This is a genomic window from Bacillus halotolerans, from assembly GCF_004006435.1.
GTDB lineage: Bacteria > Bacillota > Bacilli > Bacillales > Bacillaceae > Bacillus > Bacillus halotolerans.
The window spans coordinates 1,377,390-1,391,214 of record NZ_CP029364.1; the positions used below are offsets into that span (position 1 = coordinate 1,377,390).

At 44.1% G+C, this 13,825-nt stretch carries 12 protein-coding genes; 3 read left to right on the forward strand and 9 right to left on the reverse strand.

The window, feature by feature from the left end; all coding sequences use genetic code 11:
• Positions 1 to 13: 13 nt before the first annotated feature.
• Both DIC78_RS06940 and DIC78_RS06945 read right to left on the reverse strand, forming a co-directional pair.
• Entirely contained in the window at positions 14 to 580 is a 567-nt protein-coding gene (locus DIC78_RS06940) for a YdhK family protein (protein ID WP_127695861.1), read from the reverse strand.
• 220 nt (positions 581 to 800) lie between these two features.
• The gene (locus tag DIC78_RS06945) at positions 801 to 1,778 is read right to left on the reverse strand and encodes an HD domain-containing protein (RefSeq protein WP_127695863.1); all 978 of its coding nucleotides are present in this window, start codon (positions 1,776 to 1,778) and stop codon (positions 801 to 803) included.
• 322 nt (positions 1,779 to 2,100) lie between these two features.
• On the opposite strand from DIC78_RS06945, the gene phoB reads away from it, so the two are divergent.
• Positions 2,101 to 3,489: an alkaline phosphatase family protein gene (gene phoB, locus DIC78_RS06950; protein ID WP_127695865.1), complete on the forward strand. Its 1,389-nt coding sequence runs from the start codon at positions 2,101 to 2,103 to the stop codon at positions 3,487 to 3,489.
• Between the two features lie 64 nt (positions 3,490 to 3,553).
• Positions 3,554 to 4,261 carry a membrane lipoprotein lipid attachment site-containing protein gene (locus tag DIC78_RS06955; RefSeq protein ID WP_127695867.1) on the forward strand — a complete coding sequence of 236 codons (708 nt, stop codon included), beginning with the start codon at positions 3,554 to 3,556 and terminating at the stop codon, positions 4,259 to 4,261.
• 533 nt (positions 4,262 to 4,794) lie between these two features.
• Here the strand turns inward: DIC78_RS06955 and DIC78_RS06960 are convergent.
• The 4 genes from DIC78_RS06960 to DIC78_RS06975 all read right to left on the reverse strand — a co-directional run bounded on the left by DIC78_RS06960 (position 4,795) and on the right by DIC78_RS06975 (position 10,264).
• Entirely contained in the window at positions 4,795 to 6,141 is a 1,347-nt protein-coding gene (locus tag DIC78_RS06960) for a BclA C-terminal domain-containing protein (RefSeq protein WP_127695869.1), read from the reverse strand.
• 388 nt (positions 6,142 to 6,529) lie between these two features.
• Complete coding sequence (locus tag DIC78_RS06965; RefSeq protein ID WP_106022341.1) at positions 6,530 to 7,714, reverse strand: macrolide family glycosyltransferase; 1,185 nt, start codon at positions 7,712 to 7,714, stop codon at positions 6,530 to 6,532.
• A 474-nt stretch (positions 7,715 to 8,188) separates the two neighbouring features.
• Positions 8,189 to 9,451: a glycoside hydrolase family 18 protein gene (locus DIC78_RS06970; protein ID WP_106020853.1), complete on the reverse strand. Its 1,263-nt coding sequence runs from the start codon at positions 9,449 to 9,451 to the stop codon at positions 8,189 to 8,191.
• 138 nt (positions 9,452 to 9,589) lie between these two features.
• Positions 9,590 to 10,264, reverse strand: coding sequence for a GntR family transcriptional regulator (locus tag DIC78_RS06975; RefSeq protein WP_024120383.1), 675 nt, complete (start codon positions 10,262 to 10,264; stop codon positions 9,590 to 9,592).
• Positions 10,265 to 10,516: 252 nt separating this feature from the next.
• Between DIC78_RS06975 and DIC78_RS06980 the strand changes: the two genes are divergently transcribed.
• On the forward strand, positions 10,517 to 11,254 hold the full coding sequence (locus DIC78_RS06980; RefSeq protein WP_127695871.1) for a sulfite exporter TauE/SafE family protein: 738 nt from the start codon (positions 10,517 to 10,519) through the stop codon (positions 11,252 to 11,254).
• Between the two features lie 40 nt (positions 11,255 to 11,294).
• Here the strand turns inward: DIC78_RS06980 and DIC78_RS06985 are convergent, their stop codons facing one another.
• The 3 genes from DIC78_RS06985 to DIC78_RS07000 form a co-directional block, all read right to left on the reverse strand.
• The gene (locus DIC78_RS06985; RefSeq protein ID WP_106020857.1) at positions 11,295 to 12,500 is read right to left on the reverse strand and encodes a Bcr/CflA family efflux MFS transporter; all 1,206 of its coding nucleotides are present in this window, start codon (positions 12,498 to 12,500) and stop codon (positions 11,295 to 11,297) included.
• A gap of 198 nt (positions 12,501 to 12,698) precedes the next feature.
• A complete protein-coding gene (locus tag DIC78_RS06995) occupies positions 12,699 to 13,022 on the reverse strand; it encodes an AzlD domain-containing protein (protein WP_024120379.1) in 324 nt (107 codons plus the stop codon).
• The gene (locus DIC78_RS07000; protein WP_127695875.1) at positions 13,019 to 13,744 is read right to left on the reverse strand and encodes an AzlC family ABC transporter permease; all 726 of its coding nucleotides are present in this window, start codon (positions 13,742 to 13,744) and stop codon (positions 13,019 to 13,021) included. The genes DIC78_RS06995 and DIC78_RS07000 overlap by 4 nt, the downstream gene beginning before the upstream one ends.
• Positions 13,745 to 13,825: the final 81 nt, after the last annotated feature.

Genomic DNA, 13,825 nt, shown 5'->3' on the forward strand with positions numbered 1-13,825 from the left:
GGAGGATTTTTTATTATTTAGCTGAAAGCTCATCTTCGGTGACCCATTTGTGGTTTTTCACTTTTTCTCCGCTTGTTTTCGATGTATAGTCCACCATGTATACCGTTGTTTTTTCTGCAGAGTCGATTTCAGCAGTTGCTCCCTTCATGCCTTTCATGTGAGAGGCCTCTAAGATCGCCTGATCTCCGGGGTAGAGGGGTTTATCTCCTGCATCTTTTATCTCTTCTTGGATCACCCATTTGTGATGATCAACTCGCTGTCCTCCGGTTGTCGGTGTATAAGAAACAACATATGCCGTAGTATCGTATGCGCCTGTAACTGTTGCTTCGGCGCCCTTCATACCTTTCATATGAGAAGCATTGATGATGACCTGGCTGCCTATCTTATATTTAGGATGTTTCGATTCCGTTAATCCCTCTGGAACTTCAGCAGATCCGGAATGATCCATTTCTTCGTGTGAGCCGGAGTCCGAATGACTTTCATGAGTGCTTTCTTTTTTGCTATCGTTATTGCCGCATGCTGATAAAACAAAAATAAGTGACATCAATAAAATTCCAAGTGCCTTTTTCGAAATCTTCATGTTCATTCTCCTTTGCTTCATTTTTTGGTGTGAATGTAATCCGCGGAAACAGAATGGCCTTCACATCTGCCTGTCAAACATGATCTTTTCAAGAATACTATACCCCCGGATGGTATGTAAATGCGCTGATATTCTCATAAAATATGCTGCTGTTTGTCCTATTCCCCGTGATCCGCAGAATAAAACGCGGTGGATAAAAGCCGCGGTTGCGCGGCTTCGGTTAGTTTTCGATTACTTTGACATACACGCCTTTTTTTGCTTTCTGATAAGCGGTCTCTCCCATTTTTCTGATGTTTTGAGATACTGATGAGGATGTGATCCATTCATTATGATGGAAAACAGAAGGGTCGATGAGACGCATTTTCTTTTTTCGATGAAAATCGTAATGAATGTCATCCTCTTTTACTTGTATGTGAGGATGTATTTTTTCAAGCAGTCTCCGTACTTCTTCATTTTCTGATGAATGCAGGATGTCTAACACCACTTGGTCTGTTTTCAGCAAATCTTCGGCAGCGATGACATTGTGCTGCAGCGCAGCCTTCAGCGTTCGCGTTAAGTATTCATATCCATATACATTCACTGGGTGCATAAAGAAATCGATTACTTCCTTGTAATACACTCGCACGAACCATTCGGCTGTTCCGATACTATCTGGAAACACCCTTCCGTTTCTCACAATGAGGCGATCTAAAAAGATTTCTGCTTCGCGGAGCGTGATCTGTCCATATTGATACATGTCACGCAGCGTGTAGTCTATGCGATCAGCACACAGCTCCGGTGCGGGCTGTTCGAGCAGTGTCCATCTTGTATCATTTAATAAAAGATCGCCGGCATCATAACCGTGTTTTTTTAGAATTCCAGGGATCTCGGACTGGTCAATGACTTGTTGAAAAATGTTTTCATGATAATCTTCCGCTTCATTTTCAAATACAAAATCGATTACATGAGAAAATGCTGTGTGCGACACATCGTGGAGAAGACCCGCGATCTGCTCTTCTATGGTTCCCCCCAGCCTTTTGATTAGAAGCATAACGCCAATGGAGTGCTCATACCGGGTCACATTCCACTTTGGATTGACTAAAAAGCTGGCGCCGCCTTGATAAACCCCTTTTAATCTTTGCACGGGTGAGCTTTTTATGAGTTCTTCCAGTACTCCGTCTATTTGATGCCTGCCGTATAGCACATCGTTTATTTCCATACTGTCACCTCAACATCTATTCTCTTCTTCGGGTGCATTGCCGGTCACATGTTTTCCTTTAATATCCCCTCAGTAAGAAATATTACCTCTAGCAAACTCGATTTCTTTTTGAGTTCTATATCAAGGGATTGATTGACATCTTCTAGTCACATACATAATCACTAGCCGGTCAGATTTGCACATCATATTTACTTTCGGCACTGCCTTTTCATTTCCTTGTAATCTTGTAAATTCAATCTTTAAAATCGATTAATACTAGCTTAACACTTTAAAAATATAATGGGTTTGTCATTGAGGATCATATTTTTAGGAGGTTATTCAGTTGAAAAAATTCCCGAAGAAGCTGCTGCCTATTGCGGTGTTATCATCTATTGCGTTCAGCAGCCTAGTCAGCGGCAGCGTGCCTGAAGCCAGCGCCCAGGAAAAGAAAAAGGGGAATCAAAACGAAATTAAGAATGTCATCGTCCTGATCGGTGATGGGATGGGTGTGTCTTATACGTCCGCTCATCGTTACTTAAAGGATAATAAAAAGACAAAGGTTGTTGAGCCTACAGCTTTTGACCAATACCTTGTCGGCCAGCAGACTACTTACCCTGAAGATCCTGAACAAAATGTAACGGATTCTGCTTCTGCCGCAACGGCTATGTCAGCTGGGGTTAAAACATATAATAATGCAATTGCAGTGGATAATGACGGTTCAGAGGTCAAAACAGTTCTTGAAGCGGCAAAAGAAAAAGGAAAATCGACCGGCCTTGTCGCCACTTCAGAGATTACTCACGCCACTCCGGCTTCTTTCGGCTCACATGATCACAGCCGGAAAAACATGAATTCTATTGCAGACGACTATTTTGATGAAATGGTGAACGGCAAGCACAAAATCGATGTCCTTCTAGGCGGTGGAAAAAGCAATTTTGACCGCAAGGACCGTAATTTGGTAAAGGAATTCAAAAAAGCGGGATACAGCTATGTGGATAACCGCAAGGACATGCTGAAAAACAAGGACAGCCAAGTTCTCGGCCTATTCGCTGACGGCGGCCTGCCTAAAAAGATCGACCGCACGAAGGATATTCCTTCATTAAAAGACATGACAAACACAGCTCTCAAAAAATTAAGCAAGGACAAAGACGGTTTCTTTCTCATGGTTGAAGGAAGCCAGATTGACTGGGCGGGGCATGACAATGATATTGTCGGCTCCATGAGTGAGATGGAAGACTTTGAACAAGCCTACAAGGCAGCGATCGATTTCGCTAAAAAAGACAAGCATACATTGGTTGTCGCAACGGCTGACCACTCAACCGGCGGGTACTCCATCGGTGCGGACGGCATTTACAACTGGTTCAGTGAGCCCATTAAAGCCGCAAAACGCACACCTGACTTTATGGCAGAAAAAATTGCCGGCGGCGCAGATGTTGAAAAAACATTAAAAACGTATATTGATCAAAAGAAATTAGCTTTAACTGCATCTGAAATTCAATCTGTTGAAAAAGCGGCAAAATCGAAGGAAGTCCTTGATATCGATAATGCGATTGAGGAGATTTTCAATAAACGCTCCCACACAGGATGGACAACAGGCGGACATACCGGCGAGGATGTTCCTGTCTATGCGTACGGACCGTCCAGTGAGAAGTTTTCCGGCCAAATCGATAATACTGAAATCGCCAAAAATGTTTTCGACGCTTTACAATATAACATTAAGATTAAAGATAAGTAAGAGAATACAAGGTGTCCCGTTGCTTGTATAAGGAACGGGCTCTTTTCTTAATGGAGGACTCATGATGAAAAAGATTCTATCGATTTTATTTTTTATCGTCATGCTTGCGGGCTGTTCATCAAACGCCGATTCTGAAAAACAAAATACAGCCGGAGAGCAAACAGCAAAAGCCACACCGCAAAGCACTTCATCTCAAAAGGACAGTATAGATGAGTATCAGCCTAATGCACAGGTAACAGATGACCGGTCATTGCTGAAGGTAAATCAAACGTTTTCTGATGACAAAGGAGAAGCTGTCTTAAAAGATATCAAACAAGTCAATCAAACTTATAAGATTGGAAACGTAGAGTTAACGGTAAAAGAAATGAAGCTGATCCACTTACGTCCGGATTACAGCATGATTGATTATTTTCATGTATTAACACACGATGAAGAGTTTGATTTCGTTAAAGTTTTCGTTGATATCAAAAACACTTCTTCCGAGAAAGTGAATTTTGCCCCGATTGCATTGATGAAAACAAATACAGGTGAAACCTTTGATTGGAATAAAGATATGTACCTCGAAGAGTTGAATGGTGAATTAGAAGGCGGCGCCGAAAAATCCGGCAATCTCGGCTTTATTGTAAACGCAGCAAGCGGACATGCTCATGATGAACCATCAGCTGAGAAGAAGAAAAAAGAGATCAAATGGATTGAAATCACAACAAGTGACGTTTTTGACCAAAACCATAAGAAGATCAGTGATTCTCAAAAGATCAAAATTGCATTTTAATAATTGCCTTCCAACACGGAAGGTTTTTGTATATCGGAGAAGTTAAACAGTCACCTTGTATGCCAATTTGATATGATCTTATTTTTTGCGTAGATAGAATACTTCACCTGTTCATCAAACCCTAACTTTTGAGCTGGCTTTATCGATGCTAAATGGTTAACATCACGATCCTATCTTGGTGATGGCATAACCAAAACCTTTAGCTGCCCCGAATCTTCATATTCTTCATAGTATGCCCCATTAAATAACGACTGTTTGTAATTGTTTCTTCGTTAATTCTCTAGATGCTGTAAACCCTCCGAAGAATCGTTTAACCGATTAAAAGAAAAGGATGTCTGCTCATTTGTTCGATATCGTTTTTTTGTTTTACACATCCTATCCCAGTTATCCCATACAAAATAAATATCTGAGATAAAAAGAACTTGGAGCGTTTGTATGATCACATAAATAGGTCAAAAAAAGCACTGCTGAAATATAAGTACTAGTAAGATCAATAGAGTACTTTTTGTTTGTTCATGACACAGTGCTAATTGTTAATCTAATTTTTTAATTACAATTGAAGCGTTTACGTTAGGTTGTGTGCCTCCTGCCAAAGTCTGGAGAGTCACTGCGGCAGCGGACGTATGATTTCGAAGAGTTAGAACATCGCCGGCTGCTATGGCTATAATAGCCTGACCGTTGTTTTGCTGAGTACCTGCACCTGAACCGTAGACTGTATTCGTAATCGGCGCACCATTTAAAAATAGTGTGAATTGGTTAGGCTCTACTCCCGAAACAGAAAAAGTGACCTCATAGTCTCCCGGAGTGGTAATTGCAATTTGAGAAGTTCCGGGGGCATGTGTAATTCCAGGGGTGGTTATCCCTGTTGAATCAAAAATGACATCAGCCTCTATAGCTACCGTTTGAGCGCTTAAGTTATAAATATACCCGTATTCGGATAACCCAGCTGCTCCTGTTCCTGTGGCTCCCGTGGCTCCTGTGGCTCCGGCTGGTCCGGCGTCTCCTGTGGCTCCGGTGTCCCCTGTTGCTCCCGTTGCTCCGGCTGGTCCGGCGTCTCCTGTGGCTCCGGTGGCCCCGGTTGCTCCCGTGGCTCCTGTGGCTCCGGCGTCCCCGGTTGCTCCTGTGGCTCCCGTCGCTCCGGCTGGTCCGGCGTCTCCTGTGGCTCCCGTCGCTCCCGTCGCTCCCGTCGCTCCGGTGGCTCCGGCGTCCCCGGTTGCTCCTGTGGCTCCTGTGGCTCCCGTCGCTCCGGTTGCTCCGGCTGGTCCGACGTCCCCTGTAGCTCCCGTGGCTCCTGTGGCTCCTGTGGCTCCCGTGGCTCCGGTGGCTCCAGCTGGTCCGGCGTCTCCTGTAGCTCCCGTGGCTCCCGTTGCTCCGGCTGGTCCGGCGTCCCCTGTAGCTCCCGTCGCTCCGGCTGGTCCGGCATCCCCGGTAGCTCCGGTGGCTCCCGTCGCTCCGGCTGGTCCGGCATCCCCGGTAGCTCCGGTGGCTCCCGTCGCTCCGGCTGGTCCGGCGTCCCCTGTTGCTCCCGTCGCTCCGGTGGCTCCGGCTGGTCCGGTGTCCCCTGTTGCTCCCGTTGCTCCGGCTGGTCCGGCGTCTCCTGTTGCTCCCGTCGCTCCGGTGGCTCCGGCTGGTCCGGCGTCTCCTGTTGCTCCCGTGACTCCTGTTGCTCCGGCCGGCCCTGGTGGTCCTGTGGCTCCCGTAGCCCCGGCCAGTCCTGGTGGTCCTGTGGCCCCTGTTGCTCCGGGCAGCCCTGGCAGCCCCGGTGGTCCTGGTGGTCCTTGTGGTCCTTGTGGTCCTGTGGCTCCAATACTGCCTGGAATACCGCGTAATCCGCGTGGTCCCTGCGGCCCTCTTACTCCCCTTACGCAGCAGCAGCACATACATGAATGTTTAGGCTCAGGATTTTTTTTAGGGCCTACTCTACAACTGGGGCTTGAAGAGTTAGATCCACAGTAAGGGCACCTATGTGACGGCTTTCGAGAAATAATTTATATCCACATCCTTTCGATACATAATTTTCCATACACTTATTCATAATATGAAAAATGATTTTGAGTGTGAATGAATGCGAAAGTATTCCTCCTGCTGCCCTGCCGTTCCCAGAAAATGAGCCCATACAAATTTATAATCCTTTTGCTAAAATCTCGGATCCCGCAAAATGAATCCGGTTATTGTCACAATGCCTGTAAGACCCTATCAGTAAAAAAGAGTGAGACCATTTTCATCTCACTCTTTTTTCTTATATCATCCGAATGTATTTTTTGCTGTTTATTTTCTCTGATCTATAAATTGATCAATCCGCTCCATTACCTCTTCCATATTCATGCAATCCTGAAAGCTTTGATTGATTTTTTGAATCCCTTCCTTATACCGGTCGTTTTTCAACACTTCTTCCACTGCATGTTTTAAAGACTGCGCGGTTACATGGTCTTTAGATACTGTATAACCGGCTTGTAATTCAGTCAGCCGCTGGGCCACCATTGGCTGGTCCTTATCGTGCGGCATTACAACTAAAGGAACGTTAAAGTGAATGCCTTCATTTACACTGTTCATTCCCCCATGAGTGATGAAAACATCTGATTGTTCCAGCACTTCCAATTGAGGCACATATGAAGCTATGATAAAGTTTTCCGGCGCTTGCTTTAATTTTGTCAAGTCAGCTTTTTCTCCCGCAGCTATCACGACCTTGCCCTCGACATCAGAAAAAGCATCTATACATAAGTTGAAAAACTCTTCAGTTTCGTCTAATACAGTCCCCATTGAAATATAGATGACTTTCTCATCTTTCAATTTCTCAATTGGGAAATCAGTTTTTTCCGCTCTCTTTGGAAAGCTTGGACCGATAAACAGAAATTCATTGCCGAAACGATGGCTTTCCGGCTGAAAATATCGGCTTGTGTACACTACATTTAATTCACCTTTATTATTCATGAATTGAACCATATTTTCAGGTGATACACCATAATTTTGTTTCATCTCTAATAATAGATCTTCACACTCTTTATCCAATTGTAAAGGCACTTCTGAATCCGGATGCAGAGGCAATACCTTTAAATGCTCTTCATCGAATAAGAAGGAAGCAGATGAAGAGATGCCCGGGATGTTGAGATAATCTCTGACCAGCTCTCCCGCACCGAATTTATCATAATAAACAAAGTCAAACTGAATGCTTTTTGACAACTCTTTTACGACATGTAAAATGTCCAGTGAGGTTTTGATATGTATTTTCAAGAAATCAAGAATGCCATTTGGCGAAGCGACATGAATAGGTGTTGTTCTCAGCAAATCCTGATGAAGGTGGACAGTCGCTCCCACCGCTTCTAATCTTTCTTTATATTTTTCAGTGGATATATAGTGGACATCATATCCTCGATCGGCAAAGGCTTTCGTAATGCCTAATGTAGGATTTACATGGCCTTCAGCTGGGAAATTCAGGATCAATACTTTTTTCATTCTGACAACTTCCTCTCACTCATATTCCGTAAGCGTTCATAAGATGATATGCAATTTGTGCCTGATTAGACTGATGATAGTTCTCACTATCGATCATAATGGGGGAGACTGACGCCATGCAAGTGACAAATGATCGAATTATTCTGCCGCTTTAGGCTGATGCGATTTTACGGCTATCAATCCGTTACGATAAAGGATATCGCCAGCGCTGCCAGCCAGTGAAATGACAATATGTCGGGAACTCAGGGCTGCTCGAGGCACCGCAGTCAAAAAATACGCCTATGTCCTCCTTTGTGTGAGAATGGCATTTATCTGCTTCTTATATTTCAACACCGTGAACGATTATCATCTGATTTTAACAAAGCAGCTTAGAGATAATGCCCGATGGAAGTAACAACGCAAGGAAGGCTGAGACGGTAAAAGCATTCAGCAGCCGCTTAAAACATCACTAAAAAGACACCGTGCCCGGTGCCCTTAAACCTTTCTGATCGTAAAAAATTTCCGCAGAAGCCACGGAGCTGGTGTGAATCCGAGTGTTAACTGCCAGGCGCCTATTGCTTGTAATCCATATTCGCGGACGATCAGCATCTTTTGGCTCATGCTCCTGACATCTTCAAACCATACCTCATGCGTCCGTCCCTGATCATCTCTGTAGCGAAAAAATGGCGATTGATATTCGTTTGAATATTGAATGGGTGCTTGGTACCTCATCGCTGTTTCAATTGATTTTTGATTTGAAATAGCTGAAGCCACTGTTCCCGGCTGATAAGGGATGATCCAATTGTAGCCGTAGAGCGGGACACCGATGATGATTTTTCTCCGCGGCACCTGGGCAATCGCAAATTCAATTGTTCTTCTTATTTCAGTAATCGGCGCAACAGGCCCCGGCTCGCTTCCCGCATGATGCCAGTCATACGCCATGATAAACATATAATTGACGACCGCTCCAATCCCTCCGTAATCATAGCCCCTCAGCCACGGAATATCATCACTTGTTTTTGCCGGAACAGCTATGGTTAGCACATAGCCACCCGGCTGCAGACGATCTCTGAGCTGACGCAAAAATCCTGTGAACAGATCCCGATCTGCGGCGCTCACTTTTTCAAAATCGATCATCACGCCGCCATATCCCCTTGTGGATACCAAGTTATAAATATTGTTAACCAGATTGGTTCTCGCAGTTGGATTGTTTAACACTTGGTGTACGAGTTCCGTGCTGAAGCCTGCTGAGGTTAGATTTGTTATTGTTGCAAGCGGCGTCACCCGTCTTCTCCATGTGGTTTCAATAGCGGCTGCGTCATTCAATTGGTTTGCAATGTCGCCATTAGGCGCAATATGGTATTCGAAAATGGAAATCGAAGACGAATACGGGGCGTAATCATTGATTAAATCGCGATCTAGATCCGGATTGCGGAGCACGTAAAAGCTTAACGTTCCCGCAATATAGTTTGAGATATTAGGAATCGTCAGTCTCATTCCTGCTTGCAAGGCATTTGGATTTATAGCGGGATTTGCGGCTCTTAGCCGTTCTGTCGGAACAAACGCTTTTGCTGCAATAGCTCCGAGCGTGTCTCCCGGCTGTACTGTATATACATAAAGAGGGATGAGCAGAGCCTGCCCCGGCACGATATTCGTTTCTTCTAAGCCATTCACACCACGTATTTGATCAACAGAAGCACCGTATCTTCTGCCTATGGAAAACAAAGAATCACCCGGCCGGACGATATGGATAAACATGTCTAACCCCCATTATTCGTTAGTCAATCATCATAGAATCTTATTAATGGGCTTCCTTATATATGATTTTCAATTTATTAAAGTAATGATAGCAATAAAAAATACCAAGGACTCATCCTCGGTATCTGTACATGTCATTTAATTTTCTTTTCCTTCTTCAAGCACACGCTTCAAATGTTCTGAATCATGATTGAAATGAGCCATCATATATTCTTTGGCTGCTTCTTTGTTTCTCTTTTTTACTTCTTCAAATATGCTGCGGTGTTCACGCAGGATCGTTTCAGGGCGGTTGTCCCCTTTATAATTAAGGATTCTGCAAAAGTGAATCAGATCGTTTACATGCTCAAGCAAGTTTTTTAAATGTCTGTTATGGCTAAAATCGACAAGCAGCTGGTGAAACTTTTGGTTTAAGCTGATCATTTCAGTTTCTTCCGCTCCGTTACGAATAGCGTTTTCTGTTTCTTCAAGCTGTTTTTCAAGCGTTTGAAGCTCTTCGTCATTCGCTTCGTCTATGACCAATTCGACAGCAAGCAGCTCGAGAGGAATTCTGATTTTATAAATTTCATCTACATCTTTAGCCGTTAAAGAAGCGATTGAAAATCCATTCCGGTCATCTGCTCTTAACAAGCCGTCTTTCTCAAGCAGCCGCATAGCTTCCCGTATCGGAGAGCGGCTGACACCGAAACTTTTAGCCAGCTGTGTTTCATTGATCCGTTCCCCCGGCTTAAATGTCCCGTTAAAAATCATTTTTTTCAGCTGGAAATAAAATTGCAGGTAATAAGGAGTCGGCTTGTCTAATTTAAAATCATCCATATAAATAATACCTCTTTTGAATAGATTCAGGGGCTGTTCTTCATCAAAATCATATAACAGATGATAAAGGGAAGCAACAAACTCCCTTGTCAAATTCCAAAATTTGCGGTACGATATTTTTGCTAAACGACGGTCGACAGACTACTGTAAACCAGTGAGATGATCCTCTCATCGGCTGCCGGACACTTCGCCTCAGCTACAATCACTCAGATTCATTACATTTACAGCTCAGAATACAATGGAGGAAAAAGTATGCTCATTATTCTTGTTATGTTTCTTCTCGGAATCATTTTAGGCTTTATTGGTGCCGGGGGAGCCGGCTTTGTTATTGCTCTTTTAACTCTTGTTTTCCATATTCCGATTCATACAGCTTTAGGCACTTCCCTCGCCGGTATGGCTTTCACCAGCTTATCAGGGGCCTACAGCCATTACCGGGAAGGCAACATCCAATTAAAAATCGGTTTAACGGTCGGATGCTTTGCTGCCGTCGGGTCATTTTTCGGGGCAAAGCTGACATCTTTTATTCCCGCCGATTTGCTTCATTATTTGACAGCAGGAATGTTATTTTTATCAGCGATTCTCATTTTAATCAGATTATTTATTTTAAAAGAAAAGCCTCAAGGGAATCAAAGCAATGTTTCAATGTACACAAAAGCCGTGATTTTAGGAATCGTATCAGGCATACTTTCCGGCACATTCGGCATCGGTTCTGCTCCTTTTATCCAGATCGGTTTAATGATTATGCTGAACCTTTCCATCCGTCATTCTGTCGGAACAACGATGCTTGTCATTATCCCTCTTGCTGCAGGCGGAGGTATAGGGTATATCACGGAAGGATTTGTTGATTATGTGTTGCTGATCAAAGTCTTGATCGGAACCATGTGCGGTGCGTATGTTGGCGCGAAATTCACCAATCTCTTGCCAAAGGCCGTCTTGAAATCAGCAATCTTTTTGACTCCGGCCATCGCCGGACTGCTTTTGCTATTTTAATAAAATCAAAAAAACCTGACATGCCGTCAGGTTTTTTTGATTAATTCTGCTTCACGCTCTCTTTAGTTAATCTAAAAAAGGCGAGCGAACCGATAACTGCTGTAACAAACATGATCGCTCCCATCGGAACAGCTGTCGTCTCATCAATGCCCACAAGCGGCGAAACGATGGAGCCAAGGAGCAGCGGGAGCATTCCCAGCAGCGCACTTGCACTTCCGGCGCGGTGCCCCTGTTTTTCCATGGCCAGCGTAAATGTGCTCGTCAGAACCATGCCGATCGTAATCATATAGACAAAAATAGAGATGACCAATGCAGCGAGAGGACCGTGAATCATCGTCATCGTTAAAAGCACGGCAGTCGCAATCATAGCTGTAATGACCGCCATGCGGAGCAGGCTTTTTTCATGAATGATTCCGCCAAAGCGCCCGATAATAAAGCTTCCCGTAATAATCGCCAGGCCGTTAATGCCGAATAAAATACTAAATACCTGCGGCGACACCCCGTAAATATCCTGGTACACAAAAGGCGTACCGGATACATAAGCAAAGCTTCCCCCGTGAACAAATCCGACAGTTAACGCGTAGCCCATAAAAGAACGATCCTTCAGCAGGCTCCCCATTGTTCTGACAGATGTTCCAATTGAGCTTGGAATCCGCTTTTCTGGCGGCAATGTTTCTTTTAGCCTCAGCGCAATAACCAGTACAAGCACAAATCCGATGATCGTTAAAAAGTGAAAAATCGTATGCCACGTTGCAAACGGCAGCAATAAAAGAGCACCGCCTGTCATTGGCGCAATCATTGGTGCGACTGCGGTAATCACCATTAACAGTGAGAAAAATTTAGAAAGCTCTCTCCCTGTGAACACATCCCGCACGATTGCCCGAGACAGTACAAGTCCTGCAGAGGCCGTAATCCCCTGTAAAAAACGGGCTGCCACTAGTGTTGTAATGTTTGGTGAAAGCGCACAGAACAGAGAAGATAACGCAAATAAGAAAATACAGATTAATAGCGGTTTCCGTCTCCCCTGCACATCACTGACCGGCCCGACAATCACCTGGCCGATGGTAAGCCCGATCAGACAGGCTGTTAAACTTAACTGTACAAGCGAGGCACTGGCCGATAAATCATCGGCAATGTCAGGAAAACTAGGCAAATACATATCTATATTAAGCGGGCCCAATATAGCAAGCATGCCGAGCAGAAATGCCAATGCCAAACGCTCTTTTCCAGTTGGATTTTGCAGCATTCTATCAAAACCTTCCCTTCAATCTATTATTTATCTGAAACAGATGTCACTCCAACAATTGATTGAAGCTGTAAAACATTTGTATATTGTACCATAACTTTCAGCCAGTGAAAGCCGCTTAAAGATTGAATCAGAGACACAAAAAATACCAGGGTTTGCTTCCCCCTGATATCGTGAGTTTTGATGTAAGCAGCTGTTTTATACCCATAAGCGCAAGCCAGCCATAAGAACAACACCGCTGATAACTGTCATAGATAAACTTTTTGTTTTCAGTGCAATCAATAGAGTAGGAATCAATACAACTGCTGCCTGCCAATTCAATTTCAGAGAATCATTGGATTGAATCATGCAATCCTTCACAACAAGTGCCGTCAATATACAAACCGGCACATAGGAGAGCCATTTCAGCACAGGCTCCGGCAAGGAAATATTCCGTACAACTAAAAATGGAATTACGCGGGGAATCATTGTGACCAGCGCGCAGCCGATAATCACCATCAGGATGTATGTATTTACGCTCATTTATCTGTCACCACCCCGATTGTCGCTACGATGATCGTTGAAATAATCACAGCGAGATGTGACGGCATTAAGAAAGAGAAAACAATCATCGCAATCACCATATAAATAATGAGAGATACATAGTGTTTAATCTTTGCAGGCACAACATGTTCCATCTGCAAAATCAGCAGTGCTAAAAACATAGCCGTCACCGCAAAATCGAGTCCGAACGTTTCCGGATCGGTAATCCATTTACCAAAGACTGCCCCTGCCACACAAGAGAGCACCCAGCACGCATATGCAGTGAGATTTAATCCGAACATCCATCGATCACTAATTGGTTCTTTTTTTACAATCTTATTTGAAGCAACACCGAATGACTCATCTGTCACCATCATGCCGATCCCCACATTTTTCACTAGCGTATACTTTGAAAAATGAGGAGCAAGCGCGGCACTTAATAGAAAATTGCGTAAATTTACGATAAACGTTGTCAGGATAATAGCGGACATCGGACTGTTCGCTGCTAACAAAGCACAGATAACGAACTGGGAGCCGCCGGCAAAAACCAAACCTGACAACAGCGTAATCTCAAGGACGCTTAAATGCGAGGCAATTCCCACGATTCCGGCAGCCAAACCTATACTGATGTAGCCGATCAGCGTCGGGACACAATCTTTAAACCCTTGTAAGAACGATGGCTCGCAAGTTGGGGCATGAGTGATTTCCTTCTCTGATATCATTCTGTTTCTCCTCCTCGTCTAACATATTATACACATATATGTTATAGCTTACAACTGTATGTAATAGCTGATTTTAATATG

Coding starts and splice junctions, on each gene's coding strand:
- DIC78_RS06940 (WP_127695861.1), bottom strand. CDS start 580: ATGAAGATTTCGAAAAAGGCACTTGGAATTTTATTGATGTCACTTATT.
- DIC78_RS06945 (WP_127695863.1), bottom strand. CDS start 1,778: ATGGAAATAAACGATGTGCTATACGGCAGGCATCAAATAGACGGAGTA.
- DIC78_RS06955 (WP_127695867.1), top strand. CDS start 3,554: ATGAAAAAGATTCTATCGATTTTATTTTTTATCGTCATGCTTGCGGGC.
- DIC78_RS06960 (WP_127695869.1), bottom strand. CDS start 6,141: ATGTGCTGCTGCTGCGTAAGGGGAGTAAGAGGGCCGCAGGGACCACGC.
- DIC78_RS06965 (WP_106022341.1), bottom strand. CDS start 7,714: ATGAAAAAAGTATTGATCCTGAATTTCCCAGCTGAAGGCCATGTAAAT.
- DIC78_RS06970 (WP_106020853.1), bottom strand. CDS start 9,451: ATGTTTATCCATATCGTCCGGCCGGGTGATTCTTTGTTTTCCATAGGC.
- DIC78_RS06975 (WP_024120383.1), bottom strand. CDS start 10,264: ATGGATGATTTTAAATTAGACAAGCCGACTCCTTATTACCTGCAATTT.
- DIC78_RS06980 (WP_127695871.1), top strand. CDS start 10,517: ATGCTCATTATTCTTGTTATGTTTCTTCTCGGAATCATTTTAGGCTTT.
- DIC78_RS06985 (WP_106020857.1), bottom strand. CDS start 12,500: ATGCTGCAAAATCCAACTGGAAAAGAGCGTTTGGCATTGGCATTTCTG.
- DIC78_RS06995 (WP_024120379.1), bottom strand. CDS start 13,022: ATGAGCGTAAATACATACATCCTGATGGTGATTATCGGCTGCGCGCTG.
- DIC78_RS07000 (WP_127695875.1), bottom strand. CDS start 13,744: ATGATATCAGAGAAGGAAATCACTCATGCCCCAACTTGCGAGCCATCG.